Here is a 26,296-nt window from a genome sequence, read left to right on the forward strand (position 1 = left end):
GGATTAACAGGATGAACAGGATTTCGGAGGGGAGGGGTGTCATCTCATGGATGACAAACGGGAGGGGGGGCGGAGGTTGGGGAAAATTTTGAGGAGGAAGGTTGCGGAGTGGGGTTTTGCATGTTCATCCGAACGTAGCCGAATTTATGTCTGAACCCGATCCAGTTGCTCAGCCTTCAGTGGCGTTTCTCGGGAGAGGGCCGGCGATCAATCCGCCGAACCGGTTCGAGCGGCTGCACGTGGCGTGCGATGTGGAGACGTGGCAGTGCGATGTGGAGGGCTTGCCGGACGAGCGGCCGGACCCGCGCACGGAGTTTTTTCACGATGCGACGGAGTCGCTGCTCACGCGCAACGACAGTCCGGACATCCCGTTCGCGTACGGAATGAATGTGTATCGGGGTTGCGAGCACGGATGCGCGTACTGTTATGCGCGGCCGTTTCACGAGTATCTGGGGTGGAGCAGCGGGCTGGATTTCGAGACGAAGATTTTGGTGAAGTTGAAAGCGCCGGAGTTGTTGCGGAAGGAGCTGGCGCGGCCGAAGTGGGAGCCGCAGGTGGTGTCGATGAACGGGGTGACGGATTGTTATCAGCCGGCGGAGCGGCATTTCGGGCTGACGCGGAAGTGCCTGGAGGTGTTTGCGGAGTTTCGGAATCCGGTGGGGATCGTGACGAAGAATTTTTTGGTGACGCGCGACCGGGATCTGCTGGGCGAGCTGGCGAAGTGGAAGTGCGCGGTGGTGTACGTGACGATCACGACGCTGGACGCGGAGCTGGCGGGGAAACTGGAGCCGAGGGCGGCGCGGCCGGAGCATCGGTTGCGGGCGATCCGGATGCTGGCGGAGGCAGGTGTGCCGGTGGGGGTGATGACGGCGCCGATCATCCCGGGCCTGACGGAGCATGAGATGCCGGCGATCCTCGATGCGGCGGCGAAGGCGGGGGCGCGGCGGGCGGGTTATGTGGTGCTCCGGCTGCCGTATGCGGTGAAAGGGATTTTTTCGCACTGGCTGGATGTGCATGCGCCGTCGAAGAAGGCGCGGGTGCTGGATCGGGTGCGGGAGTTAAGAGGCGGGGAGCTAAATGTGGCCGAGTGGGGAAAGCGGATGCGGGGCGAGGGGATTTTCGCGGAGCAGATCCATGATTTGTTCGCGGTGGCGGCGCGGCGGGCAGGGCTCAACAAGGAGCCGGGGCATATCTCGACGGAGTTTTTTCGCAGGCCGGGCGGGGTGCAGATGAGTTTGTTTTAAGCGCGGATGGACGCGAAGGGATGCGAATGACGGGGAATTTTTTGACGACAGATGACACGGATGGGCACGGAGGGCGGAGGTGGAAGGGAAGGGCGGAGGTTTTGGACAGGATTAAGAGGATGAACAGGATTTCGGAGGGATCGGAGGAGGATTTTCATGAAGAGAGATTCCGGGCTTTCGCTGGGGCGGGGGATTGTGATTCTTCGCGGGCATGAGTGAACGTGAGTATGTGATCGGGTTCGATGCGGATGACACGCTGTGGCATAACGAGACGATTTTCGAAAACGTCCATGTGCGCTTCCGGGCGTTGCTGGCGCGGTATCATGATGCGGCGACCGTGGATCGGACGCAGTTCGCGACGGAGATGCGGAATCTTGAGCTGTACGGCTATGGCGTGAAAGGGTTCACGCTGTCTGCGATCGAGACGGCGATTCAGCTGACGGAGGGAAAAATCTCGGCGGAGGAAATCCGGCAGTTGCTGGAGCTCGGGCGGGAGATGCTGGCGCATCCGGTGGAGTTGCTGGATGGCGTGGCGGAGACCCTTGAGGTGCTGGCGCCGGCGCATCGGTTGCTGGTGATCACGAAGGGGGATTTGCGCGATCAGGAGCGGAAGCTGAGGAAGTCAGGACTGGCGGAGCGGTTTCGCCATGTGGAGATCGTGTCGGAGAAGGATGAGCGGACGTACGCGGGGATTTTCCGGAGGCATGGGATCGCGGCGGAGAATTTTTTGATGGTGGGGAATTCGTTGAAGTCGGATATCGTGCCGGTGCTGGCGTTGGGAGGATCGGGCGCGCATGTGCCTTATCACATCACGTGGGAGCATGAGCGCGTGGAGAACGTGCCGGCGGCGGCGGGGCGTTTCTTCGAGTTGAAGAGTGTGCGTGAGCTGCCGTCGGTCGTGGCGGCGTGGACGCGGGTGACGGGGTGAAGCCGACGTGGACGTTGGCGCTTCCGGGATTATGCGGGGACGGATGACGGCTGGTCGCGTTTTCGGAAAGGCGTCTTGAAGGAGAGCTGGGTGAGGCAGCGCCAGAGCCATTCGAGCGGGCCGTAGTGAAAATGGCGGAGCCAGACGTGCATAAGTGGGAGTTGAACGGCGAAGACAGCGAGGCCGAAGAGGAGGCTGTAGAACTGGCCCCAGTGGCGGAAGAGTCCGGCGCCGAAGTGGTAGAAGAGGAGAACGCCCAGGGCGTTTTGGAGGACGTAGCAGGTGAGGCTGGTGCGGCCGAAGGGGATGAGCAGGCGGAGGAGTTTTTGGACGCGAGGGAGTTGGTAGAGCAGGATGAAGCCGGCGGCCCAGACGACCATCTGGGCGAGGGCTAGCCAGGAGGTGAGGAGTTTTTTGAGGATGCCTTGCTGGACTTTGGAGGCGTCCAGCGAGGGAAGTCCGGCGCGAGCGACGTACAGGGCGACGGCGGCGATGAGGGCGACGATCAAGGCACGGCGGGCGAGGCGGGAGGAGGCGTCGGGGTTTTCGAAGAAGCGGGCGCGGGCGAGAACGATGCCCCAGAGGAAAAGGCCGAACATCTGGAGGTAGCGGCCGTTTTCGATGGCCCAGGCGGAGCGGCCGAGGATGCTGGTCCAGGCGTTGACCTTCACGACTTCGAGGAAGCCCTCGTGGCCGAAAACCTGATACATCTCGCGGTAGTAGGCGCCGACGCCGAGGCGGAGCGGTTGGTAGGCGGGGTCGGCGAAGCTGCGGAGGAGTTGGTAGAGGAAAGGGAGTTGGAGCAGGAGGAGGGCGGAGAGCCAGAGGAGGAGGCGGTCGGGGGCTTTGTGGAGGAAGACGAGCGGCAGGCCGAGGACGGCGAGCATGGTGAGGATTTCGCCGCAGTAGAGCAGGCCGAAGAGGTAGCCGCCGGCGCCGAGGAGGAAGAGGCGCCAGACGAAGCGGGCGCGGAAATCGAGGCCTTTGCGGGCGGCGCTGTCGATGATGAGAGAGAAGCTGACGCCAAACATCATCGCGAAGATGGCGTAGGCCTTTCCGCCGAAGAGGAAGAAGAGCGTGTCTTTGGTCTGCTGGTTGAGCGAGGCGAGCCAGGCGGGAGGATCGGGCGGGTACTGGCTGAACTCGAAGTGCTCGATGCAGTGGAGCAGGAAAATGCCGAGCAGGGCGGAGCCGCGGAGGGCGTCGATGAGGTCGATGCGGGAAGGTTTTTCTGGAAGCGCGGCGGGGAGGGGCATGAAGCGGCTGGAGGATTTCGTGGAGACGAAATGTGGCGGGATGAGTTGAAGCGGGTTTCAGAAAGCGGCGCAGGGCGAAGTGGACAACGGGTATTTGCGGGGAGCGTCCGGTGCGGGGTGAATTCGAGCGGCTTGCCTGCATTGGCGGCGCGCGTACGGTGCGCGCGTGAGCAACCCCAGTATCAAGGAACTTCGTCAGGCGCGGGCTCGTGATGGCCAGCGTTCTCCCCAATGGCTGCGCCTGCTGTTCATCGTGGCGGGGCTTTTTGTTCTCTATGTCGTGGTGGGATTTTTCGTGGCGCCGCCGATCGTGCGGGCGCAGCTGGCGAAGCGGTTGTCGGCCGAGATCGGTCGCGAGGTGACGGTGGCGAAGGTGTCGCTGAATCCGCTGAAGCTCTCGGGCGCGATCGAGGGGTTTGCGATTCGCGAGTTGGATGGGAAGAGCGACTTCGTGGCGTGGAAGCGGGCATTCGCGAATTTCGATTCGTGGTCGTTGTTCGCGGGCGAGTGGCGTTTCGATGAAGTGACGCTTGAAGGTGCGGCAGCGCGGGTGAGGACGGACCGCGAAGGGAAATTGAATTTCGCGGACATCGTGAAGCGGTTGGAAGCGATGAGCGCGGGCGCGCCGAAGACGAGTGAGCCGAAGGCGCTGTTGGTGCGGCGGCTGACGGTGAGCGGGGCGAGTCTGGACTATCGGGAGGAGACGGAGGCGGAGCCGTTCGCGACGACGGTGGGGCCAGTGAGTTTTTCGGTGCGGGAGTTTAATACGGGCGGGAAAAACCAGGCGCCGGGTGAGTTCGCGGCGGTGACGGAATCGGGGGAGACGATCGGGTGGAAGGGAACGGTGGCGGTGGCGCCGTTGCGCTCGGCGGGCGAGTTTTCGCTCGGGAGCATCGTGCTGAAAAAGTACAAACCGTACGTGGGGCGTTATGCGAAGTTCGCGATCACGGATGGGTTGCTCGCGGTGAGCGGGCGTTACGAGCTGGTGCTCGCGCAGGACAAACCGGCGGTGCGGTTGAGCGAAGGCGTGGTGAGTTTGAAGAATTTCAAGCTGGGCGCGCCGGGTGCGGCGGAGCCGGCGGTGGCGCTGGAGTCGCTGGAGCTGACGGGATTATCGGCGGACTCGGCGGTGAACTCCGCGTCGGTCGCGAAGGTGGCGCTCAACGGCGGTCGCGTGGTGGTGACGCGGGATGCGGACGGCATCGATTTGATGCGGCTGGCGACGCCGAAGGCGGGCGCGTTGCCGGTGGGCGGCGGAGCGGCGGGAAGCGGTGAAGAGGGAACGAGTTTGCTGAATGCGGTGCTGGGCGAGCTGGCGGTGGCGGGGCTTGCGGTGGTGGTTAACGACACGACCACGCCGAGGGCGGCGCGGCAGGAGCTGACGGAGGTGACGCTGAACGTGAAGGACGTTTCGCTGGCGCAGCTGGCGAAGAGTTCGCCGGTGGAATTCAGCGCGAAGATCGCGGGTGGCGGATCGGTGGCGGTGTCGGGCGCGGTGGCGCCGCAGCCGCTCAAGGGAGATCTGACGGTGACGGTGGATAAAGTGCCGCTGGCGTCGGTGAGTCCGTATGCGGAGATGTTCGTGAAGGCGCGGATCGCGCGAGGCTCGGTGTCGGCGAAGGCGCGCGTGGCGGTGGCGGCTGGCGTGGGCGGCGGGTTGCCGGCGATCACGGCGCAAGCGGATGCGGGCGTGGAGGATTTTCAGGTGATGGAAGGCGAGGGCGATGAGGAGCTGGCGCATTGGAAGGCACTCTCGTTGCGCGGTATCGAGGCGGCCACTTCGCCGTCGCTGAAGCTGCTGGTGGCGGACATCGAGTGGACGGAGCCGGTGGGGCGCGTGGTGGTGGGCGAGAACGGCGCGATCAATCTGCTGGATTTGATGGTGACGCCTGCGGGCGCGGGGCAGGTGAAGGCCGCGGCGGCGCAGAGTCCGGCGGTGACGTTCAACAAGGCGAAGACGGGAGGTGCGCCTGTTGCGGCTGCGGCGGAGCAATCGACGACGTTCATCGCGATCGACCGGTTCACGCTGAACAACGCGGCATTTACGTTCGCGGATCGCTCGATGGAGCCGGATGTGAAGATCGCGCTCAACCAGCTGAGCGGAACGGTGAGCGGATTGTCGTCGGCGACGCTGGCGCGGGCGGATGTGGATCTGAAGGGGAAGGTGGATGGCGTCGCCCCGGTTTCGATACGCGGGCAGATCAATCCGCTGGCGGCGGAGGCGTTCACGGATTTGAAGGTGGATTTTCGCGGGATCGATTTGCAGCCGACGGGGCCGTACGTGGGGAAATTCGCCGGGTACGAGCTGGCGAAAGGCGCGTTGACGCTGGATGTGCGGGCGAAGCTCTCGCAGCGGCGGCTCGATACGAGCAATGTGGTGACGCTGGATCAGTTCACGCTCGGGGCGAAGACGGACAGCCCGGAGGCGACGAAGCTGCCGGTGGGGCTGGCGCTGGCGTTGCTGCGAGACCGGCAGGGGAAGATCGTACTGGATGTGCCGGTACAGGGCAGCATGGACGATCCGGAGTTCCGGGTGGGGCGCGTCGTGTGGCGCGTGCTCGGGAATATTTTGACGAAGGCGGCGACCTCGCCGTTCGCGCTGCTGGGCTCGATGTTTGGCGGCGGGGCGAAGAGCGAAGAGCTGGCGTTTCAGGAGTTCGTCGCGGGCTCGGCTGAGCTGACGGATGACAGTCGGAGGAAACTGGATGTGATCGCGAAGGCGCTGACCGAGCGGCCTGCGCTGCGGCTGGATATCGCGGGGGCGTTTGGCGCGGCGGCGGATGCGCCGATGCTGCGCGAGCAGGCGTTGGAAAAGGGGATGCGCGTGGCGCTCTGGGAAGAGCAGCGCAGGATCGCGGGGCCGGGTGCGGTGGTGCCGCCGCCGGAGCAGATCACGCTCTCGCCGGAAGCGACGGCACGGTTGACGGGCGTGTTTTATCGGGCGGCGTTTGAGCCGAGAGAGCTGTCTGGGTCGGAAGCGGGCCCGGGGGCGAAGAGTGCCGAGGCGGAGTCGTCGGATGAAGCTGAGGAGAAGAAACGTATCTGGACGCCGGTGGTGCGGATGTTTCGCCGGGGCGGCGCGCCTGCGCCGGTGGGTTCGACGAAGGTGGCGACGCCCAAGGCTCCGCCGCCGCGTGCGATGACGACTGATCCGACGGGTGCGGCGACGGTGGGCGCGCAGGCTGAGGCCGTGCCGGCGGGGCCGACGACGGAGGAGATGCGCGCGAAGCTGCTGGCGGCGATCACGGTGGATGAGAACACGCTGCGCGAACTCGCGGGTGAGCGAGCGAGGCGTGTGCGCAGTTACCTGATTGACGACGGGCACATCGACGCGGAGCGGATTTCGCTGACGGGCGAAACGGCGAAAGGCGCGCGCGTGGATTTGCAGCTCAAGTGAGTGGTGATGGCGGGAGGCATCGCACGCGTGCGCAGATGAGCACAAAGGAAACAGTGATCGCGTGCCGGGCGGGGTGCGGGGCGTGTTGCATCGCGCCGAGTATCGGCTCGATCCCGGAGATGGGGTTCAAGCCGGCGGGCGTGCCTTGTATCCATTTACTGGAAGACTATCGGTGCGGGCTTTTCGGGAAGCCAGAGCGACCCGGGTTTTGCGCGAGTCTGCGGCCGGTGGATTCGATGTGCGGCGCGAATCGCGAGGAGGCGCTGGCGTATCTGGAGGAGCTGGAGCGGTTGACCAAGCCGGAGTGAGCGGGTGGAAATAGGTGAAGGGGTTTTGCGGACGGCGGTGTTTGATCTGGAAACACACAGAAGCGCCGCCGGGTCTGCTCCGTTCTTGGGGTAGGGACAAAAGCCCGGCGGCGCAGGTGTCCTGTGTGTGGCCCCCGGTTTAGCGACCGGGGGCTATTTTGTGTTTTGAGAACGGAGCGCGTGCGAATGCGCCGCCTACGGGTGGAGGTACGGGCGTCGCGCAAGCGCGAGCCCTACACGAAGAGGAGTACGCGGGTCAGCGATGATGGCCGTGAGCGCCGGCGCCCATCTCGGCCATCCACTCGAAGTATTCGGGGCCGAGGTCTGCGCGGCGTCTTACGGCGAGAACGTCGGGCAGGCGGGCGAGTTCGCCCTCGACGTGGGTGAGGCGGTCGGCGTCGGAGACGAGGAGCAACATGCGGCTCTCGATGCCGCCGGGGAGGGGCACGCAGAGGATGGCTTCGAGGTTGAAGCCGCCGTCGGCGAAGAGCGCGGTGATGCGCGCCATGGCGCCGGGATGATTCTGGACGCGCAGCTCGAGCACGATGGTGGGCGTGGGTGCTTTGCGGTCGGTGGGAGGAGTGGGCGGATTAGGCATGGTACGAGGCCCGCTCTCGCGTTGCGCTGCTGGGGCGAAAAAAAAACCCCCTCGGCGCGGCGCCAGAGGGGGAAATTGATTTTGGTTTGAATCAAGATCCGCTCGGCGAGCCCGTGCGTACGACTGCGACGACCACGGAGACGTGGGCGGAGGCGATGGCGGATTTGGCGGAGGAGCGGATCATTGACGGAACGCAGGCGAGGCAAACTGCGGAGAGGGGATGCGTCAAGGCCGGGGGTTAAGGAGGGCGTGAGGGCGGGAGGACGGACGGAGAGGATGCGCGATGGGGAAGGATTAACCGCGGAGGCGCGGAGAGCGCGGAGCGGTGGGGAGGTGGAGAGACGGGCGTTGGTGGTGAGGGGACGGGTGAATTTTTTTGATAGGAGGATCGTGGCGCGACGAGGAGGAGAGGGCGTGGCGGTACGTTGGGCGATGGGGGCGGTACTTGATAAGTCCCGGTCCGGGGGAGGGCGGGAGCCGCAGGAGGTCGAGCGTGGATCGCTGCCGAACAACGCGCACGGAGTGCGTGTTCCACCTCAGAGATGTTTCAGCGGCTGCGGAGCCAGAGGAAGGCGGCGATGGCGGCGAGGACTGCGCCGACGACGAGGGCGATTTTGAGCCAGCTCTTGGGGTAGCGGCCGGCGATGGTGCCGGTGTAGCCGTTGATCACGACTTGGAAGGGTTTGCCGTGAAAGGTGTAGGTGAGCAGCCAGACCGGGACGAGGATGTGCTTGAAGGTCTGGGCGCTGTAGTCGGAACGGACGTACAGGTTGCGGTGGGTGTCGCCGGGGACCTGGCCGGCGCAGCGGCGCTCGGTCTCGGCGTCCATTTTCTTGCGGGCGAGGTGGGCGGCGTTGCCGAGGTCGAGCTGGTAGCGTTCGACGACCCAGCCGGAGAGGAAGCCGGCGTTGTAGGGTTTGAGATCTTTGGTGGGGAAGGGCTCTACCTGCGGGAGGAGTTCGGTATCGATGCCGCGGGAGGCGGCGACGAGGGTGTCGTCGAAGGCGTGGCGGAGATTACCCGCGCTCGGTTGCCAGCGGACTTTGCGGACCTGGCGGGTCTGGCGGTTGCCTTTGCTGTCGGTGTACGACTCGGAGACGTAATAGTAGTAACCGCTCTCGGCGGTCCACTCGGCGTAAACGGCGGCGTCGAAGGTCCAGTAGGGGATGTAGAGGCCGTGAAGGGTGTCGGTCATGGCGCGCGTTTTCAGCGCGTTGGGGGCGAACCAGTGTGAGCCGTACCATTTGCGGATGGATTCGCGGACCTGGGTTTCGCTGATGCGAAACTCAAGCAGGCTTTCGGGGCGGATGGACTCTTTGATTTCGTCGTACGGGACGAGGGAGGAGGAGCCGCAGAAGTCACAGTTCTGGCCGACGCGGCCGGCGTCGAAGACGGAGATGGCCTGGCAGCTCTGGCAGCGGACCTGGGTTTTCTCGGCCTGCCAGCCGCGCGCGGAGCCGGGGAGCGAGCGAAGAGCGGCGAGGAGATCGTGTTCTTTGATGACCTCGGTGCCGGAGGCGGAGAGCTCGATGTCGGCGGGAGAGGTGGTGCCGCAGAAGCCGCAGACGAGGGCTTTTTTCGCGGGATTCCACGTGGCCTCGGCGCCGCAGGCGGGGCAGGAGAATTTATTGTGGGCGACGGCTTCGGGCATGGTCGAAAAGATGAGTAGAGACGCGGAACAGGCTGCGCTGAGAGGTGGTGTTTGGAGAAAGCGTGCCGGACTATTTCTTCGCTGACGCGGAAAACATGAGCCATGCGATCAGCGCAAAAATCCCTGCGGGAAGCCAAAGTATGCCGGCGTCGCGGCCTTTGAAAACGCCGACTACGCACAGCACGGCAAGGCCGGCGAAGCCGAGCAGGAGCAGCCACCAGACTGCCCTAGCGATCGAACCGAGGGTGGAGAACACGCCGGATTTTTTTGCGTCGGACGAGATATCGCGCAGACCGCGCACGAAGGAACCGGGATCTTGTTGTCGGTCGGCGAGGCGACCGGCGAGTTTGCCGATGAGCGATTGGTCGAAGCTGGCCGGATGCGTGAGTGTCTGGAACGATGATGGGGTCGCATTCTCCGACGATTCCTTTGGGAGGATCGTGCCGCAAAAGCCGCAGACGAGGGCTTTTTTTGCGGGATTCCGCGTGGCCTCGGCGCCGCAGGCGGGACAGGAGAATTTATTGTGGGCGACGGCTTCGGGCATGAACCAAAGAATTGCGGAGGAGGTGAATGGCTGGCTAGCCAAAGAGCGGGTCAGTGAAACTCAGACTGCGCTACAAAATTGCCTTCACGGTCCGAGATCCGGGCAGTGTAGCCGCTTGGTATCTGATCATATGTTATGCGGTAGGCTTGTCCGGCTTTTGATTCGAAGTGAAGAACTGCAGATAAATTTGAAGCGCCTGTGGCAGGCAGTGCCATTGTGATAAATGTTTTGATCGTTCCAACCGGTATATTCAAAGGGGTTGAGGTCGATTTCCAGCCGTAGTGCACGTCTTCATCGTTTATCTGGGATATGCGGATCTTGGGGGTTTTATCTTTGAGAAAGGCCGTATTTTTGGCCGGTGGTTCCTGCTGTAACGTCGCTATTGTTGCAAAGAGTTCCGCGTGTTTGGGCTCACGGTAATCGGGCGAAAATTGGGGGATGTCTTTTCCTGAAGCGGATTTTTTTATGCGCTGGTACTCATGAGCCCAGCTCTCTGGACGGCCGAATCGAGATTCTGCGACAACGAATGCGTTGGTTGCCTTGAAATATTCAGGGTGTTCGAAGCTTAAAACAGCAGCCGTCTGCAGGGGATCTTTATCGATTTTCAACTCAAGGGTCATTCGGAACCTGTACCTTGCTTTTCCTGAAATCCGATAACGTCCTTGCTGGTCTGTGTATGTCTCTTGGATTAAAGCGGAGTCATCTGAATGATCGCTGCGAGCGGTCACTTTTACCCCTGCAACAGGCTGGTTGGAATCGTAGTCACATACGATGCCTTCGATCGTTATCTCCGTGTCTGGCGGATATGACATCGTGCCTGTGCAGCCGACCAAAAAAAGGGCAGCGAGTGTGACAATGATGCCCCATCTCCACGCAATTAGCATGGTTTTGTCAGAGCGGAATTTTTTAGAATTAGTTCCAAAAATCAGCTCCGCAGAAACTCATCCAGCGCGGCGCGGGTGATGCGCCAGGTGGAGCCGATTTTTTTGCCCTTCAAGGAGCCGTCGGTGAGCGTGGCGATGACGTCGGTTTCTTCGACTTTCAGGATTTGCGCGACGGCGGCGGGGCTGAGGAGTTCGGGAAGGCCATTATTGGCGGACGCGGTGGCGGAGGGGATGTTGGTGACGCTACCGGGCGTCGAGGCGACGGTGACGGGAGTGCCGCCGGCGGGTGGAGTGCCTTGGGGCGCGAACATGCCGCCGGGCTGGTTCATCATCTGATTCGCGAGGCCGAAGCCCATGGCGATCTCGGCGGCGGAACCGGCGGCGCCTCCGCCGTTACCTTTGCCGAGGCCTTCGGCCATTTGGAGTTTCACGTAGTCGTTGAGGTTGCCGATGGCGGCCATGCTCGAGCGTTTGTCGATGGCTTGCTCGACCTCGGGCGGGAGGGAGACGTTTTCGACGATGAAGCTGACGATCTCGATGCCGTACTTTGCGATGATCGTAGGATTGATGAGCGGGCGGAGCGCTTCGCCGAGTTCGCCGTAGCGGGAGGCGACGTCGAGGACGGGGACTTTGGCGGTGGCGAGTGCATCGGTGAAAACACTGACGACGCGTGAGCGCATCGTGTCGTTGAACTCGTCGAGGCGGAACTGGTGGTCGGTGCCGGCGACTTCCTTGAGGAAGGTTTTCACGTCGACGATTTTGAAATCGTAGGTGCCGAAGGCGCGGGCGCGGACGATGCCGAAATCGGCGTCGCGCATCATGATCGGGTTGGAGGTGCCCCACTTGTTGCCGGTGAAGAGGCGCGTGTTGACGTAGTAGACGTCGGCTTTGAAGGGGCTCTCGAAGCCGTACTTCCAGCCTTTGAGCGTGGAGAGGACGGGGATGTTGTCGGTCGTGAGCGTGTGTTTGCCGGGGCCGAAGGTGTCGCCGAACTGGCCGAGGTAGATGAACTGGGCGGTCTGCGATTCGCGCACGATGAGCTGCGCGTTGCGTTTGATTTCCTTGTCCTCGTCGGGGAAGCGCCAGGAGAGCGTGTCGCGGGAGTCGTCTTCCCACTGGATGATTTCGAGGAACTGCGTCTTGAGGTAGTCGAACAGGCCCATGTGCGTCTGAGTATTTTCTGAAGTGAGCGGCGCGAGTGAGAGAACGTCAGCAAAAGCTGGCGGAGTTGGCCGCGATGGGACGGACCGTAGCGCGTGCGGCGCGGATGTGGAGACGGAACTCGCTGCGTAGAAAAAACGCTGATGCGTATAAAGCCGCCGGCGCGAATGTGTTCAACGGGCCCAAAAAAAGCGCAGGCGTCGGGCCTGCGCTTTTCAGCTAAAGATAATTTCTTGATCAGCGATATTCAGGCGCCTCAATTTCGTCGACAGGGACAAGATTGAGTTTCTTCGCTTCGAAAAGTCCTTGCTCGGGAAGGACCTTCAGCAGGCGGCCACCGCCCTTCCACATGCCGGGAACGATCTCTGTTTTGAAGAAGGCGGAGTCGCCGGCTTTGAGGTCGAGTTCCGCTCCGCTCTTTTTGTCGTCCATCTCGATCGCATATTTGCCGGGATTTAGGGCAGCAATAAACACGCGGCCATTGCCGATGTTTACCAGGTCTTTGCCATCAATCATGACGGTTGGGCGGAGAGCTCCGCCTACGAAATTACTTTCGCGGTAGATAACCAATAGAGCTTTCTGATCACGCGGGACCGCATCGAGTTTTGCGATGACGGCGGGGTTGTCGGCCTTCACGCCGGGAGATGAGGCGCAGCCGGAAAAGAAGATCGAGCTGAGGATGGCGAGGAGTCCTAGTGTGCGGATGCGGAAGACTCGAGGGGATGTGCGAATCGTAGACATGGGATGGGTTGAGGTTGGATAGGGCGGTCCACCGTATTCTCGCCGCCAAGGGAGGTGGCCGCGGATTTCGGCGCATTTCAGTCCGCAGGCAATCGGGAAAAGTCGTGCCACCGATCTTTCAGCGGCGCCGTAGCGGGATAAGCGAGTGACGTGCATCTCGTTTGACGGCTGTCGCCGCGGGGTTTCACCTCTTCGTCTCATGGCAAAACCCGATGAGCCCAAGGTGATTTTTTCGATGATCCGCGTCTCGAAGAAAATCGAGCGCAAGGAAATCCTCCGCGACATCTCGCTGTCGTTTTACTACGGCGCGAAGATCGGCGTGCTTGGTTTCAACGGCTCGGGAAAATCCTCGCTGCTGCGCATCCTTGCCGGGCGCGACAAGGAGATCGACGGGCATGTGCATTTTGAACCCGGATACGCGATCGGGTTTCTTGAGCAGGAGCCTCAGCTGACGACGGGCGCGACGGTACGAGCGTGTGTCGAGGAAGGTGTGAAGCATTTGACCGATCTCACGGCGGCTTACGATGCGACTTGGGATGAGATCGATGCGGCGAAGACAGATGAGGAGCGCGATGCGATCACCAACAAGCAGGGCGAGCTGCAGGAGAAGATCGATGCGGCGGGCGCGTGGGACGTGGGGCCGCAAGTGGAGATGGCGATGGATGCGCTGCGGTGCCCGCCGGGCGATCAGATCGTGGACAATCTTTCCGGCGGTGAGCGGAGGCGGGTGGCGCTGGCGCGGCTGTTGTTGCAGAAGCCGGCGATCCTGTTGCTCGACGAGCCGACGAATCATCTCGATGCGGAGAGCGTTCACTGGCTGGAGCAACATCTGGCGCGTTATGAAGGCACGGTGATCGCGGTGACGCATGACCGGTATTTTCTGGATAACGTGGCGCAGTGGATTCTGGAGCTGGCGCATGGACATGGAACACCGTGGAAGGGGAATTATTCGTCGTGGCTGGAGCAGAAGCAGGCGCGGCTCGCGGTGGATCAGCGCACGGAGGATCGGCGGCAGAAGGCGATGGCGCGTGAGCTCGCTTGGATTCGTCAGTCAGCGAAGGCGCGTGTGGCGAAATCGCAGGCGCGCATCAGCGCGTACGAGGCGATGGTCAAAGAAAACAATCCTGAGAAGGAGAAGGAGTTTGAGTTGCTCATTCCACCGGGGCCGCGGCTGGGATCGCTCGTGGTTGAGGCGAATAATATTTCGAAGAGTTACGGTGATCGCGTGCTGTTTGAAGGCGTGACGTTTTCGCTGCCGCCGGGCGGCATTGTTGGCGTGATCGGGCCGAACGGTGCGGGCAAGACGACGATGTTCCGCCTCATCACGGACGCGGAGAAACCGGACTCAGGTGAGCTGCGGGTCGGGCCGTCGGTAAAGATCGCGCACGTGGATCAGTCGCGTGACTCGTTGCCGGATGGGCAGACGATTTTTCAGGCGATCAGCGACGGCGAAGAAATTCTGCGGCTGGGAAATCGTGAAGTGAATGCGCGGGCTTATTGTGCGCAGTTTGGTTTCACGGGTGCGGATCAGCAGAAGAAGGTCGGCGTGCTTTCGGGTGGTGAACGCAATCGCGTTCACTTGGCGCGGCTGCTGAAGAGCGGCGCGAACCTGATCCTGCTCGACGAACCGACGAACGATCTGGATGTGAACTCGATCCGCTCGCTGGAGGAAGGGCTGGAGAATTTCGCGGGTTGCGCGGTGGTGGTTTCGCACGACCGCTGGTTTCTCGACCGCGTGGCGACGCACATCCTGGCGTTTGAAGGCGACAGCGCGGTGCAGTGGTGGTCGGGAAATTATTCGAGTTATCTCGAGGATTACCGCCGTCGGAAGGGCAAGGAGGCGGAGCAGCCGCATCGGATCAAGTATCGGAAGCTGACGCGGTGAAATGTGCGGTGGGTTGAGCGTGTGACGATGGGATTGACTGTGGTTATGCGCGACGGGGCTCGCGCCTCCATCGGAGAAGAGCGGGCGACACGGAGGTAGTCCCTCCAGGGTAGCGGTGACCCTCGCTGGCGCCCATGGCTACTGTAACTTCGCGTTGCGGGCGGCATGGGGCGAGCTAGCGTTTTTGCTCCATGCCGCTGTCTGTCGAATGTTCACTTTCCTACCAGGTTCTTTCGCCGGCGGCGCATTTCACGTTCAATATTCTGGCGGCAGTCGATGCCCATCAACGGACTGAGAGCGAGCATCTGGAGCTGCGGCCCGGCGTACCGCTCGAACATGTAACGACGTCCAAGGGGAATCGCGTGATGCGCGCGGCCGTGGAGGCTGGAATGTTTGAGCTAAAATACGCGGCGACGCTGGATGTGTCGCGGCCAGTTTTGCCGATACAAGTAGTCGCTGATGACTTTGGTCGAGTGCCCTTGCATGTGCTGACCTATCTGCTTCCGAGCCGCTACTGCGAAAGCGACCGGCTGGCTTCGCAGGCGTGGGAGCTTTTTGGGAAGATCGAGAACCGGGCGGAGCAGGTGCGGGAGATCTGCCGCTGGGTGGATGAGCATCTCGAATACGCGCCGGGGGCGACGGATTCGCGGACATCGGCGTGGGATGTGTGGCAGTTGAGGAAGGGCGTGTGCCGCGATTACACGCACCTCGCGATCGCGCTGTGCCGGGCGCTGAACATCCCGGCGCGTTATGTGAGCGGGTATGCGGCGGGGTTGGAGCCGATGGATTTTCACGCGTGCTTCGAGGCGTATATCGGCGGGCACTGGTATCTTTTCGATCCGACGGATCAGCTGGCGGCGGATCGTATCGCGGTGATCTCGCGCGGGCGGGATGCGGCGAACGCGCCGCTGACGACGATATTCGGGCGGGTGATCAACGGGGCGGTGAAGGTGCGGTGCGAGTTCGTGCCGGTGGGCGGTGCGCCTGAGGCAGAGAGCAGCGCGGTGCCGGCGGCGTGAGTGGATTTTCGATTGAGACGGCGGGCTGAGCGGGAGTGGGAGATGGGCGGGCGGCTTGCCACGTGTAGGGGAATGGGTTTTTCAAGAAATGCGCGGGCACTTCCAGAGGCACGCGTTTCCTAAAAACCTACCATGAAAAACACCCTTCTCTTTCTTTTGAGCGCGTGCGCAGCGACGGTCGCGACGGCGCAGACGCCCACTGTGAGCACACCTGCGGCGACGCGTTTTTATGTGCAGCCGTCGCTCGTGCTGGCGATACCGGGCAGCGATTTCGACACGGCGATGGGGCTGGGCGCGGCGGTGGGGGTTTCGTTCAAGAGCCGGCACAGCGTGGAGCTGGAGTATGTGCAGTTTGAGACGGAGCCGGACGCTGGTTATGCGCCGTTCGACATAGATTTCACGCACATCCTGGTGACGTACAAATACCGGATTCCGTTCACGCCGAAATTCTCGTCGTACGTGGGCGGCTCGATCGGGCGGGTCTCGCAGAAGATTTCGGCGAGCCAGGGGTTCTACATCATCGGTGATGACACGGATGACTCGATCAGCGTGGGGCTCGTGGGCGGCGTGCAGTACCAGTTTGAAGATAACATCGTGTTCGACGGCGGGCTGAAAGTGCTCGGGCAGGATGACACGCGGTTCACGACGAGCGGCTCGGTGCTGTTGGTGCAGGCGTCGGTGAAGTTTCAGTTTTGAGCCAGACTGCGCGACGAGGATCGCGGCAGGTTTTGTGAGCCGGTGCGGAATGCGCCGGCTTTTTTATTTTCGGGAATGGCGGCTGTGGTTGCCGGTGCGTTGTTTGCGATGCGCGCGTGGAGGCGGGGCAAAAACTCGCAACGGGCTGAGTGCTTGCCATTTCACGGGCGGGGCTATTTTGCCGGAGTTGGTGCGAGGGCCGTCCATGGGCTGGCGCATCTTCAATGCTTATGAAAAAATTCCTTCAGCTTCTGTGCGTTCTTATTTTCGCGACCCCATGGGTTAGCGCTCAAAATCCCGATTCGGACCGCGTGCGATTCTATGTGCAGCCTTCCGCCATCGTGGCCTATCCGGGAGACGATTTCGACACCGTGGGCGGCGTGTCTGTGGCGGCGGGAGTCACGTTTGCGCGCAATCACAGTGTCGAACTTGAGTATCTCGGCTTCGAAACGGAGCGCAGGAGGCGCTGGTCGGAATACGAGCTTGAGTTCGAGTATTTGTTCGCTGCGTACAAGTACCGCTTCGCGATCACAGAGAAGTTCTCCGTTCAGGCGGGGGTGTTTCTTGGTCGCTTTGAACAAAAGATGTCCCCGGCCGAATATGGCACGTGGTATTACAACCCGCAGCCGGACGACGATTTTGCGGGAGGCTTGTCCGGGACTGTGGAGTACCAGTTCACGCCGCACATTTCTTTCGTCGGAGGCATCAAAATGATCGGGCAGGCGGCGACGCGTTTCACCACGAGCGGCACGGTGGGCGTCGCACAGGCGGGAGCGAAGTTCAGTTTCTAACCCGGAGCCTGGATTGAGTGAGTTTCGAGCCGGTGCGCGGGCACCGGCTTTTTTGCGTCCTTAGTGTTGGAATGGAAAAGGGGACTGTCACGGCGTGCGGGGCGTTGCGTTTGGGAGCGGCGCGGGGTCGAGTGGCGGATGTCTTTGAAGAAGGAAGCGATAATTCATCCACGGTTGCTCACGTATCTGTGCTACGGGGCGATGATGAGTCTGGCGATCGGGTTGAATCTGCTGCCGGTGTTTTTGACGACGCTCAGCGAACTTTTTGGTGGGGCGGACGGGCTTACGCAGGAGCAACTCGGGCGGCTGGGTGCGATTGCGTTTCTCGGGTTGGCGGTGGGGATCGTGCTGACGGGGCCGCTGGCGGACCGGTGGGGGGCGAAGCCGTTTGCGCAGCTGGGGAATGCGATGATCGCGGGGAGCCTGACGGGGATGGCGTTCGCGCCGACGTACACGACGCTGGGGATCTGGATGTTCACGCTGGGGCTGGGGGCGGGGATTCTGGACATGGTGTTGAGTCCGGTGGTGGCTGCGCTGAATCCGGAGCGGCGGGCGGTCGCCATGAATTGGTTACACTCGTTTTATTGCGTGGGAGCGGTGGTGACGATCCTGGCGGGGTCGCTCGCGCTGCGTGCGGGGCTGGGCTGGCGCGGGTCGTGTCTGGTGCTGCTGCCGCTGCCGGTGGGGTTGCTGGTGGTGTTTGCGTCGCAGCGTTTCCCGGCGATGACGAGCGAGGGCGGGCGGACGCCGATGAGCGCGCTGATGAAGCGCGGATGGTTCGTGGCGGCGCTGGTGGCGATTTTTCTGGGTGGGGCGACTGAGCTGGGGATGGCGCAGTGGCTGCCGGCTTATGCGGAGCGGTCGCTCGGGTTTTCGCAGTGGACGGCGAGCATGGCGTTGCTGGCGTTTTCGGTGGCGATGGCGCTGGGGCGGATGGTGATCGGGGCGATCGGCGGAAAATGGAATTCGTTTCAGATCATGGCGTGGGGGTGCGGGCTGACGGTGGTGTTGTTCATCGCGGGATCGTTTTTGCCGTCGCCGGTGTGGGCGCTGGTGGCGTGCGTGGCGGCGGGTTTCACGGGGAGCTGTCTGTGGCCGACGATGCTGGCGGTGACGGCGGACCGGTATCCGGATGGTGGAGCCAGCATGTTTGGCGCGCTGGCGGCGCTGGGGAATGCGGGCGGGATTTTCATGCCGTGGCTGGTGGGCTTCATCGCGGACCGGAGCGATCTGCACTGGGGGCTGGCGATCTCGGCGGTGGCGCCGCTGGTGATGATGCCGCTGGTGATGTGGCTGGGGAGGAGTGTCCGCGCAGGTGGAAGAGGGTAGAGAGTGGGGATAGCGGGTAGAGAAGGCGGCGAGGAGTTTTGGACAGGATTACAGAGGCGGGAGGGACTGTGCGGGGCGGAAGGGTGATTGAGTGATGTTCGGGGTTGTGGGGCGGCGGTGAGAGAGCAACATGCGAGCGTCTTTCAAACCCCGCTCCTGATTTATGATGTCCCGTCGTCTGCTTGGTTTTCTCGCGTTGATCGCCTGCGGCTTTTTTCCGCTCCAGAGCCAGGCGGTCGGGCTGGTGAAGACGGGCGTGTTTGCGGTGAGGAGCTTTGGGGCGACGGGGGATGGGAAGACACTCGATACGGTGGCGATCAACCGCGCGATCGATGCGGCGGCGGAGTCGGGCGGGGGTGTGGTGGAGTTTAGCGCAGGCGAGTATCTTTGTTATACGATCCGGCTGAAGAGCCATGTGACGCTGCATCTGGGGCCGGGGGCGGTGATCGTGGGGGCGGAGCCGCCGCCGGAGGGGCAGCCGGGCGGGTACGATGCGCCGGAGCCGAGCGAGTGGGCGTGGTATCAGGACTTCGGGCACACGCATTTTAAGAACAGCCTGATCTGGGGCGATGGGCTTACGAATGTGGCGATCACGGGGCCGGGGATGATTTATGGGCGCGGGCTCAGTCGTGGAAATACGCGCGTGGCGCTGCCGGTGGGCGTGCAGCTGCCGAGTCCGGAGGGGAATCCGCCGGATGCGCTGGAGGCGGATGGGGTTTATGAGGTGACGCCGCGGCCGGAGTTGAAGGCGGGGCCGTTTAATTATCCGAACGCGAAGGATCGGAAGGCGGATGGCGTGGGTAACAAGGCGATCGCGCTGGTGCGTTGCCGGAATGTGACACTGCGGGATTTCACGATCCTGCACGGCGGGCATTTTGGGATTCTGGCGACTGGCGTGGATAATCTCACGATCGACAATCTGCTGATCGATACGAACCGCGATGGGATCGACGTGGATGCGTGCTCGAATGTGCGGATCACGAACACGTCGGTGAATTCGCCGACGGATGACGGGATTTGTCTGAAGGCGTCGCACGCGCTCGGGCTCAAGAAGGCGACGGAGAACGTGACGATCGCGAATTGTTTCGTGAGCGGTTTCGACGAAGGCTCGCTGCTGGACGGGACGCGGAAACGGACGATGAAGAAGCGCGGCGGGACGATGGGACGCATCAAACTGGGGACGGAGGCGGGTGGCGGGTTTCGGAATATCGCGATCTCAAACTGTGTTTTTGAATATTGCCGAGGCATCGCGCTGGAGCAGGTGGATGGCGGGGTGATGGAGGACATCGCGATCACGAACGTGACGATGCGCGACGTGAACAATGCGCCGATCTTCATCCGGCTGGGAGCGCGGTTGCGGGCGCCGGAGACGACGGAGCCGGGGAAGGTGCGGCGGATTTTAATCAGCAATCTGGTGGCGTGGAATGTGGCGCCGGAGCACGGAATTTTGATCGCGGGACTGGCGGGGCATCCGGTGGAGGATGTGGTGATTTCGAATGTGCAGATTTTTTATCGCGGCGGCGGCACGGCGGAGCAGGCGGCACGGGAAGTGCCGGCGTATGCGAAGGATTATCCCGATCCGTGGAATTTCGGGACGATGCCGTCGTGGGGAATTTTTGCGCGGCACGTGAAGAATCTGCGGGTGAGCGATGTGGAGTTGAGACTCATGAACGCGGATGCGCGGCCGGCGGTGTTTTTGGAGGAAGCGGTGGATGCGCGGTTTTCAGATGTACGGCTGGGGGAGACGAAGGAGGCGCGGGGGCTGTGGGCGTTGCGTGGCGTGAGCGGATTGGTCGCGCGGGAGGTGACGGGGTTGGAGGATGGGAACGTGGCTGAGGTGGGTGCGGAGAAAGTGGTGCGGTGAGGATGCGCGCGATGACGGCGATGATTTTGAAACTGGTGGCGCTCGGGGTGGCGGGCGTTTTGGCGGGGCGCGCGTGGGCGGGGGAAGCGCGCGTGTTGGGCTGGGGCGATCAAGGGGATGGCACGTATCGGAATCCGGTGCTCAAGGCGGATTATTCGGACCCGGATGTGATCAGGGTCGGGGAGGATTTTTATCTGGTGGCGTCGGAGTTTCACTTTGTGGGGATGCAGGTGCTGCATTCGCGCGATCTGGTGAACTGGCGGGTGATCGGGCAGGTGTTTGACCGGCTGCCGATCGATGCGAAGTACGACGAGATGCGCGCGTATGCGCAGGGGACATGGGCGCCGTCGCTGCGGTATCGGGACGGGGTTTTTTATGTGTATGTGTGCACGCCGCAGGACGGGTTGTTCATGTGGCACACGAAAGATCCGGCGGGGCCGTGGTCGGAGATGGTGACGGTGAAGCGGGTGAGCGGGTGGGAAGATCCGTGTCCCTTTTGGGACGACGACGGGCAGGCATATCTGGTGCGCGGGAAGGTGGGGGCGGGGCCGATTATTTTGCACAAGCTGAGTGCGGATGGGACGCAGCTGCTGGATGACGGCGTGGAGATTTATCGCGGGCCGGTGGCGGAGGGACCGAAGCTGTTTAAGCGGGGCGGGTTTTATTTTATTTCGCTGCCCGAGGGTGGCGTGACGGAGGGCGGGCAGACGGTGTTGCGGGCGAAAAGTATTTATGGGCCGTACGAGCGGCGGGAAGTGTTGCCGGGCGGGAGTCCGCATCAGGGCGGGATTGTGGAGCTGGAGAGCGGGGAAAGCTGGTTTTTAGCGTTTAAGTCCACGGGGTATCTCGGGCGCATCGGGCATTTGCTGCCGGTGGCGTGGGGCGAGGATGGGTGGCCGGTATTTGGGGATCGGGGACGGACGGTGGAGCGGTGGACGAAGCCGAAGGTGGCGGCGGATTCGAAGGTGGGCGCGGCGGGGAGCGGTGTGATGAAGCCGGAGGTGAGCGAGGAGTTTGGCGCGGAGACGCTCGGGCCGGTTTGGCAGTGGAATCATAATCCGACGAGTGGGGCGGCGTCGTTGACGGAGCGGAGCGGATGGTTGCGGTTGCGCGGCGAAGCGGCGGCGGAGTTGCGGGTGGCGAAGAACACGCTGACGCAGAAACTGTGGGACGAGGCGGGCGTGGTGGATGTGAAGATCGATGCGAGCGGGCTGAGCGAGGGGCAGCGGGCTGGGTTCACGTTTGTGTGCGGGAATGTGTTTTACTGGGTGGGGGCGACGCGGCGGGAAGGGGTTTTACGCGTGCGGTACGAAGGGGAAGTGGGGCCGGCGCTTAAGGGTGAGGCGCTTTGGTTGCGCGGGATTTATGACGGGGAGCGGGCGCGGCTGCTCTACAGCCTGGATGGTGCGAGCTATGTGGACACGGGGATCGCGGTGCAGCTGCGGGCGGGGCAGTGGAAGGGAGCGCGCGTGGGGTTGTTTTGCTACGGCGAAGGCGGTGGGAGCGTGGCGGTGGATTATTTCCGGTATCGGTATGCGGGTGCGCTCGCGGAGGTGGCGGTGGATCGGGAGGTGGAGGTGGCGGCGGGCGTGCAGGGGCTTTGGTGCGAGCCGGTCGGCGTGTGGGATGGGCGCACCGTGTTGCTGTATCACAGTTTCGCGGACGACCGGGATGGGCCGGGGGATTTGTTGAAGCGGGTGGCGCAGGAGCTGTCGGCGAAGGGTGTGGCGAGCTTGCGCGTGAATTTCCGGGGCGAGGGTGACAAGGCGCGGACGCGGATCGAATCGACGTTGACGACGCGGATCGCGGATGCGGAGGCGGCGTGGCGGTTTGCGGCGACGCAGCGCGGGGTGGATGTGTCGCGGATCGGAGCGCTTGGGTGGAGTCTCGGGGCGACGACCGCGATCGAGACGGCGGGGAGGAATCCGGCGTGGTTCCGGAGCGTGGCCGTGTGGTCGAGTCCGTCGGGCGATCAGGAGCGGGAGATGTTGTCGCGGGCGGTGGCGAAGCGGGCGTTGCGGGATGGGGAGGCGACGCAGCACGATCCGGCGTGGAAGTCGGTGACGACGACGCGGGTGTTTTATGAGAGTTTTCGCGGCGTGAATCTGGACGTGTCGTTGCGGAAATATCCGGGAGCGTTTTTCTCAGTGCGAGGATCGGCGGATCATCTGGCGCAGTACGAGATGCAGTTCATGAAGAACCGGGCGGGCGTGAAAGCGCCGGCGGAGTCGTTGTTGATCGCGGGGGCGAATCATGTGTTCGACGTGTTCGCGCCGGAGAAGGGGCACGCGGAGCGGGCGGTGGAGGCGACGGTCGGGTGGTTTTTGCGGACGCTGTGAGTGCGGCCGCAGCGACGGGGGTCAGCCGTTGTTGAGCTGGATGTCGGCGACGATGCGGTGGCCGGCGCAGTCGAAGACGAAGATGTGGCGGATCGAGGACTTAAAGCAGGAGACTTTGACGCTTTGACCGCGAACGATCGTGGGAAGCGTGAGCTTGCAGGGGTAGCCGAGGTCGCAGAGGGCGTTTTTGAAACCGCCGGCGGTCATGTTGGTGAGTTCGCCGATGACGTCTTTGACGAGGTCGTGGTCGGCGAGATCGACGTCGCTGGCGGCTGAGCCGAGGACGTGGCTGACGGCGTGCATGGCGAAGCCGTCGGTGAGGCAGAGATAGACGATGCCGCAGGCGTCTCCGACGAAGCCGACATTGCTGACGACATGAAACTGGTTGCCGGAGGACTGCAGGGCTTCGGCAGTCGTTTTTTCCACGAAGGAGACCTCGCGCTTCAGCATGATGCGGAAGACGTTGTCCATCGCCAGGGCGATGGATTTCTGGATGACGGTGTCGCTGATGGGTGGCGGGGTGGAAACCATGTAAAGTGAATGGGCGGACCTACCTATATCGGGGCGTTTGACGCGGGCTTGAGGGGGGAAATGAGGGGAAGTGGCGGTGCGGGCTGAGGCGGAGATATTTCTTTGGTGGGGGCGCAACTTTTGGAGGAATTCGTGGGTCTTGTGAGAGATGCAATTTTTGAAAGCAGCGCTGGCTGGATTGTTTGTACTGGCGGTGGGGGTTTTCACGGCGGCGGTGATCGCGGTGAGCGCGCTGGTGCTTTTCGTGGGGCGGTTTGTGCGTGGAAGGGCGTCGGTCGCGCGGGGGCCAGTACACGTGGGTGGGGCTGGGGGTGGACGGGCGCGGGCGACGTCGATGGCGGGCGGAGACGTGATCGATGTGGACGCGACGGAAGTGCCGGCGACGACGTCGGGGCGGTGATTTTCTGGCATGTCCGTCCTTGCGCGAAGCGTGGGCGGGCGTGTCATGGCGTGAATGGATGTTTCCTTACCGATCTCGCCTGCGCTGTCGTTGCTCGAAGGTCGTGTGCTGGGGTGTCTGATCGAGAAGGCGTTCACGACGCCGGATCTTTATCCGCTGACGATGAACGCGCTGGTGCTGGCGTGTAATCAGAAGAGCAATCGCGATCCGGTGCTCGCGGTAGGCGAGCCGGAAGTGGGGGCGGCGCTGGCGGGGCTGCGGGAGAAACGGCTGGTCAGTTTATTCGCAGGAGCGGATGCGCGGGTGGCGAAATACCGGCATACGTTTGAGCAGGTTTTCCCGTTGGATTTCTCGAATGAGAAAACGGCGTGGGCGCTGATCGCGGAGTTGTTGTTGCGCGGGCCGCAGACGGGCGCGGGCTTGCGCGGGAATTGCGTGAGGATGGTGCCGTCGCTCGAGGGGGAGGGTGTCGATGGCGTGGAGGCGTTGCTCGGTGAGCTCGCGGCAAGAGCGGGCGGCGGGCTGGTGCAGAAACTGGCGCGTCAGCCGGGGCAGAAGGAAGCGCGCTGGGCGCAGCGGATCGCGGACGAAGCGGCGGGCGCTGGAGCGGGAATGGGAACAGGGGCGGAACGAGGGAAAGGGGAGAGTGCGCCGTTGACGGTAGCGCTGGCGATGCCGCCGGAGGTCGCGCAGCGGTTGACGGCGCTGGAGGCGGAGGTGGCGGGGTTGCGCGGCGAGTTGGCGGAGTTGAAGAAGGCGCTGGGGGGCGGGTGAAGGGAGGGGATTCTTCAGTCCTCGTATGTCACGAGGTCATGCGAAGATTAACCGCTCGTGGAGCGCGGTAGTAGCGTTTGATATCGGGAACGCGAAAATCGCACTCGATGAGTCGACTGTGCTTTAGCTTTTGGATGACTGGTTCGGCGTGCTTCGCAGTCATTCCGGCTGCGATGCATAAATCAATAACGTCAGCTTCTGAATGTATGCGGTCGTCAAGGAATGCAGATTCCAAGTCTTGCTCGAAAACTTGGATTTTTTTTGGCCGAAAGACATCCATCGGCAGCATCATTTCCTCGGGAGAAATGTTGTCTTGATCGATGTCGAAATTGGCTTCGCCGCGAATTTCGTCGTTGGACCAGGCGACCTGAAGGAACTTATGAATTCCTAGAGGATGCTGACTGCCAAAGATCAGGCCATAAATGTTGCTGTTCTTTATTATCGAGAACCGTCCGAGAAACGTTTTGCCGGCGATTGCCCGAAACCACTCAAATGCTGCTCGGTGGACGTCATATGAACGCTCGGGGCGATCGATTTTTATTTTGATCGAAGGATGGTCCCGGAAGCGATTCAGGGTCGATGAGGACAGGAAGAAAATGAAATCGGTCTTTGGAAACTGAATAAGCTCTTTGAAGACCTCGTCGGTGACTGCGTTAACTCCAAATTGATCGATGATGAGGAGCTTCGCTGCTTTTGGGTTTTGCAGAATCGGACGATAGAGCGCGAGGGCTTCACTGAATTTGAGCTGCTTCACTTCAGGAGTGATTCCGGGGACGATCCATTCCGGCATCTGAACCGTCGTTGAAAGCTCCTTCACCTTTGCTTCGTCTGCATCGGAAAAATGCGCTGCGATTTTGACCTTATCCCAACCAGCGTGATTGGCCGAATGATGTGACTTGAGTTGTCGCAGGATACCAAGCGGCGAACCTGGATTTCCCAAGGCGTCTGTTCCCGGACCGCTAAAAAAATCGAAGAGATGGATTTCGGTGAATGGCGGTTCTGGTTGAGAGGTGAAAACTGGAATCCATGCTTCGATGTAGAGCTCGAATATTTTAAGCTTCAGGAGCGTACCAGCGTCATAAGGGGTTTTGTGAAAGCTGGATTTGGCCATAGATTATGCAACCGCGAGCGAGTCGAGCAGATGGGCTCGGGCTGCGGAGGAAGGGACTGGGTTTGCCGCAGCGTCTGGAAACTCATCGTAGGTTTTCCCGTCGAGTTCTCGGCCAGTGGTGGATTTGCGGACACCGCCCCATTGTTTGAAGAAGAAGGGCACGCGTTGGTCTTCGCATTGAGCGCGGATAGAGCGGACCCATGACGCTTCGATGGGACGGGCACCGTTGCCGCTTTCTCCGCCGACAATGACCCAGTGAATGCCTTCGAGTCTGAACTGACCGAGGTCTTCGAGGAGCGGCTCTATGGAGAGGAAGGCAACTGCGGGCCGTGCTTTGCGGAGAAGCTCAATCCTCGGAAGTCCGTGCTTTTGGTTTTCGACGCTGACGCCCCACCAGATGTGAGATGCCGATGCGGCCTTCTTGAGCTTGGTTTTCAGCAGGCGGCTCATGCGGTCAGCGCGCTTCGTGAGGATCTGATAGGTGTGCCAGTTGGCGGCGAGCATCACGCGGCAGACGTTCTCGATGAACTCATCGGAAACGTCCTCGTGAAAAAGATCGCTCATGGAGTTCACGAAAATCTTCCGAGGCGTGCTCCAGCGAATGGGGTCGCCGAGTTTTTCCGGGACGAGCCGGAGATCGAAGCCGAACTCGAATGGATGTCCTTTCACGCCGCGGAAACGTTCGGCGAAGGTTTCCGCGTAGCAGTGTTTGCAGCCGGGACTTACCTTGGTGCAACCGCGCACGGGATTCCAGGTGGCATCAGTCCATTCGATTTTTGAATTCGCGCTCATGTTGTGGAGAACCGAACTCTACGCGTCGCGTCGGGTCAACGGCTGCACGAAGC

The 26,296-nt window shown here is 62.1% G+C and carries 23 protein-coding genes; 13 read left to right on the forward strand and 10 right to left on the reverse strand.

Going from position 1 to position 26,296, the window contains the following annotated elements:
* The first annotated feature begins 146 nt into the window (after positions 1–146).
* Positions 147–1,244, forward strand: coding sequence for a PA0069 family radical SAM protein (locus tag CMV30_RS09730; protein ID WP_096055845.1), 1,098 nt, complete (start codon positions 147–149; stop codon positions 1,242–1,244).
* A 211-nt stretch (positions 1,245–1,455) separates the two neighbouring features.
* A complete protein-coding gene (locus CMV30_RS09740; RefSeq protein ID WP_096055847.1) occupies positions 1,456–2,172 on the forward strand; it encodes an HAD family hydrolase in 717 nt (238 codons plus the stop codon).
* 29 nt (positions 2,173–2,201) lie between these two features.
* Here CMV30_RS09740 and CMV30_RS09745 read toward each other — a convergent pair whose 3' ends face one another.
* A complete protein-coding gene (locus tag CMV30_RS09745; RefSeq protein ID WP_096055848.1) occupies positions 2,202–3,428 on the reverse strand; it encodes a DUF418 domain-containing protein in 1,227 nt (408 codons plus the stop codon).
* A 166-nt stretch (positions 3,429–3,594) separates the two neighbouring features.
* Between CMV30_RS09745 and CMV30_RS09755 the strand changes: the two genes are divergently transcribed.
* Both CMV30_RS09755 and CMV30_RS09760 read left to right on the forward strand, forming a co-directional pair.
* The gene (locus CMV30_RS09755) at positions 3,595–6,825 is read left to right on the forward strand and encodes a DUF748 domain-containing protein (RefSeq protein ID WP_138223218.1); all 3,231 of its coding nucleotides are present in this window, start codon (positions 3,595–3,597) and stop codon (positions 6,823–6,825) included.
* A 35-nt stretch (positions 6,826–6,860) separates the two neighbouring features.
* Positions 6,861–7,133, forward strand: a complete 273-nt coding sequence (locus CMV30_RS09760) for a zinc/iron-chelating domain-containing protein (RefSeq protein ID WP_096057706.1) — start codon at positions 6,861–6,863, stop codon at positions 7,131–7,133.
* A gap of 256 nt (positions 7,134–7,389) precedes the next feature.
* On the opposite strand, the gene CMV30_RS09765 is transcribed toward CMV30_RS09760, so the two are convergent.
* The 6 genes from CMV30_RS09765 to CMV30_RS19840 form a co-directional block, all read right to left on the reverse strand.
* Positions 7,390–7,731, reverse strand: coding sequence for an ACT domain-containing protein (locus tag CMV30_RS09765; protein WP_096055851.1), 342 nt, complete (start codon positions 7,729–7,731; stop codon positions 7,390–7,392).
* 547 nt (positions 7,732–8,278) lie between these two features.
* Complete coding sequence (locus CMV30_RS19835) at positions 8,279–9,382, reverse strand: TFIIB-type zinc ribbon-containing protein (RefSeq protein WP_096055852.1); 1,104 nt, start codon at positions 9,380–9,382, stop codon at positions 8,279–8,281.
* 70 nt (positions 9,383–9,452) lie between these two features.
* Positions 9,453–9,926, reverse strand: coding sequence for a hypothetical protein (locus CMV30_RS09775; RefSeq protein ID WP_096055853.1), 474 nt, complete (start codon positions 9,924–9,926; stop codon positions 9,453–9,455).
* A 50-nt stretch (positions 9,927–9,976) separates the two neighbouring features.
* Entirely contained in the window at positions 9,977–10,810 is an 834-nt protein-coding gene (locus CMV30_RS09780) for a carboxypeptidase-like regulatory domain-containing protein (protein ID WP_096055854.1), read from the reverse strand.
* A gap of 41 nt (positions 10,811–10,851) precedes the next feature.
* Positions 10,852–11,973 carry an SPFH and helix-turn-helix domain-containing protein gene (locus CMV30_RS09785; protein WP_096055855.1) on the reverse strand — a complete coding sequence of 374 codons (1,122 nt, stop codon included), beginning with the start codon at positions 11,971–11,973 and terminating at the stop codon, positions 10,852–10,854.
* A gap of 235 nt (positions 11,974–12,208) precedes the next feature.
* Complete coding sequence (locus CMV30_RS19840) at positions 12,209–12,712, reverse strand: DUF2846 domain-containing protein (RefSeq protein ID WP_175414813.1); 504 nt, start codon at positions 12,710–12,712, stop codon at positions 12,209–12,211.
* Positions 12,713–12,911: 199 nt separating this feature from the next.
* Here CMV30_RS19840 and ettA point away from each other — a divergent pair, with 199 nt between their 5' ends.
* The 7 genes from ettA to CMV30_RS09825 all read left to right on the forward strand — a co-directional run bounded on the left by ettA (position 12,912) and on the right by CMV30_RS09825 (position 22,635).
* Positions 12,912–14,597, forward strand: coding sequence for an energy-dependent translational throttle protein EttA (ettA, locus tag CMV30_RS09795; protein WP_096055857.1), 1,686 nt, complete (start codon positions 12,912–12,914; stop codon positions 14,595–14,597).
* Positions 14,598–14,788: 191 nt separating this feature from the next.
* Positions 14,789–15,616: a transglutaminase-like domain-containing protein gene (locus CMV30_RS09800; protein ID WP_096055858.1), complete on the forward strand. Its 828-nt coding sequence runs from the start codon at positions 14,789–14,791 to the stop codon at positions 15,614–15,616.
* 132 nt (positions 15,617–15,748) lie between these two features.
* A complete protein-coding gene (locus tag CMV30_RS09805; RefSeq protein ID WP_096055859.1) occupies positions 15,749–16,312 on the forward strand; it encodes an outer membrane protein in 564 nt (187 codons plus the stop codon).
* Positions 16,313–16,542: 230 nt separating this feature from the next.
* On the forward strand, positions 16,543–17,103 hold the full coding sequence (locus CMV30_RS09810; RefSeq protein WP_096055860.1) for an outer membrane beta-barrel protein: 561 nt from the start codon (positions 16,543–16,545) through the stop codon (positions 17,101–17,103).
* A gap of 174 nt (positions 17,104–17,277) precedes the next feature.
* Positions 17,278–18,432: an MFS transporter gene (locus CMV30_RS09815; RefSeq protein ID WP_245844098.1), complete on the forward strand. Its 1,155-nt coding sequence runs from the start codon at positions 17,278–17,280 to the stop codon at positions 18,430–18,432.
* Between the two features lie 163 nt (positions 18,433–18,595).
* The gene (locus tag CMV30_RS09820) at positions 18,596–20,296 is read left to right on the forward strand and encodes a rhamnogalacturonidase (protein ID WP_096055862.1); all 1,701 of its coding nucleotides are present in this window, start codon (positions 18,596–18,598) and stop codon (positions 20,294–20,296) included.
* An 11-nt stretch (positions 20,297–20,307) separates the two neighbouring features.
* The gene (locus CMV30_RS09825) at positions 20,308–22,635 is read left to right on the forward strand and encodes a family 43 glycosylhydrolase (RefSeq protein ID WP_245844100.1); all 2,328 of its coding nucleotides are present in this window, start codon (positions 20,308–20,310) and stop codon (positions 22,633–22,635) included.
* Positions 22,636–22,656: 21 nt separating this feature from the next.
* Here the strand turns inward: CMV30_RS09825 and CMV30_RS19845 are convergent, their stop codons facing one another.
* Entirely contained in the window at positions 22,657–23,166 is a 510-nt protein-coding gene (locus CMV30_RS19845) for a chemotaxis protein CheX (protein ID WP_175414814.1), read from the reverse strand.
* 148 nt (positions 23,167–23,314) lie between these two features.
* On the opposite strand from CMV30_RS19845, the gene CMV30_RS19850 reads away from it, so the two are divergent.
* Entirely contained in the window at positions 23,315–23,566 is a 252-nt protein-coding gene (locus CMV30_RS19850; RefSeq protein WP_175414815.1) for a hypothetical protein, read from the forward strand.
* Positions 23,567–23,620: 54 nt separating this feature from the next.
* A complete protein-coding gene (locus CMV30_RS09835; protein WP_096055864.1) occupies positions 23,621–24,340 on the forward strand; it encodes a YceH family protein in 720 nt (239 codons plus the stop codon).
* Positions 24,341–24,368: 28 nt separating this feature from the next.
* Here the strand turns inward: CMV30_RS09835 and tcmP are convergent, their stop codons facing one another.
* Both tcmP and CMV30_RS09845 read right to left on the reverse strand, forming a co-directional pair.
* Positions 24,369–25,451, reverse strand: coding sequence for a three-Cys-motif partner protein TcmP (gene tcmP / locus CMV30_RS09840; RefSeq protein ID WP_096055865.1), 1,083 nt, complete (start codon positions 25,449–25,451; stop codon positions 24,369–24,371).
* Positions 25,452–25,454: 3 nt separating this feature from the next.
* The gene (locus tag CMV30_RS09845) at positions 25,455–26,243 is read right to left on the reverse strand and encodes a DUF5131 family protein (RefSeq protein WP_096055866.1); all 789 of its coding nucleotides are present in this window, start codon (positions 26,241–26,243) and stop codon (positions 25,455–25,457) included.
* Positions 26,244–26,296: the final 53 nt, after the last annotated feature.

Source organism: Nibricoccus aquaticus (genome assembly GCF_002310495.1).
Lineage (GTDB): Bacteria > Verrucomicrobiota > Verrucomicrobiia > Opitutales > Opitutaceae > Nibricoccus > Nibricoccus aquaticus.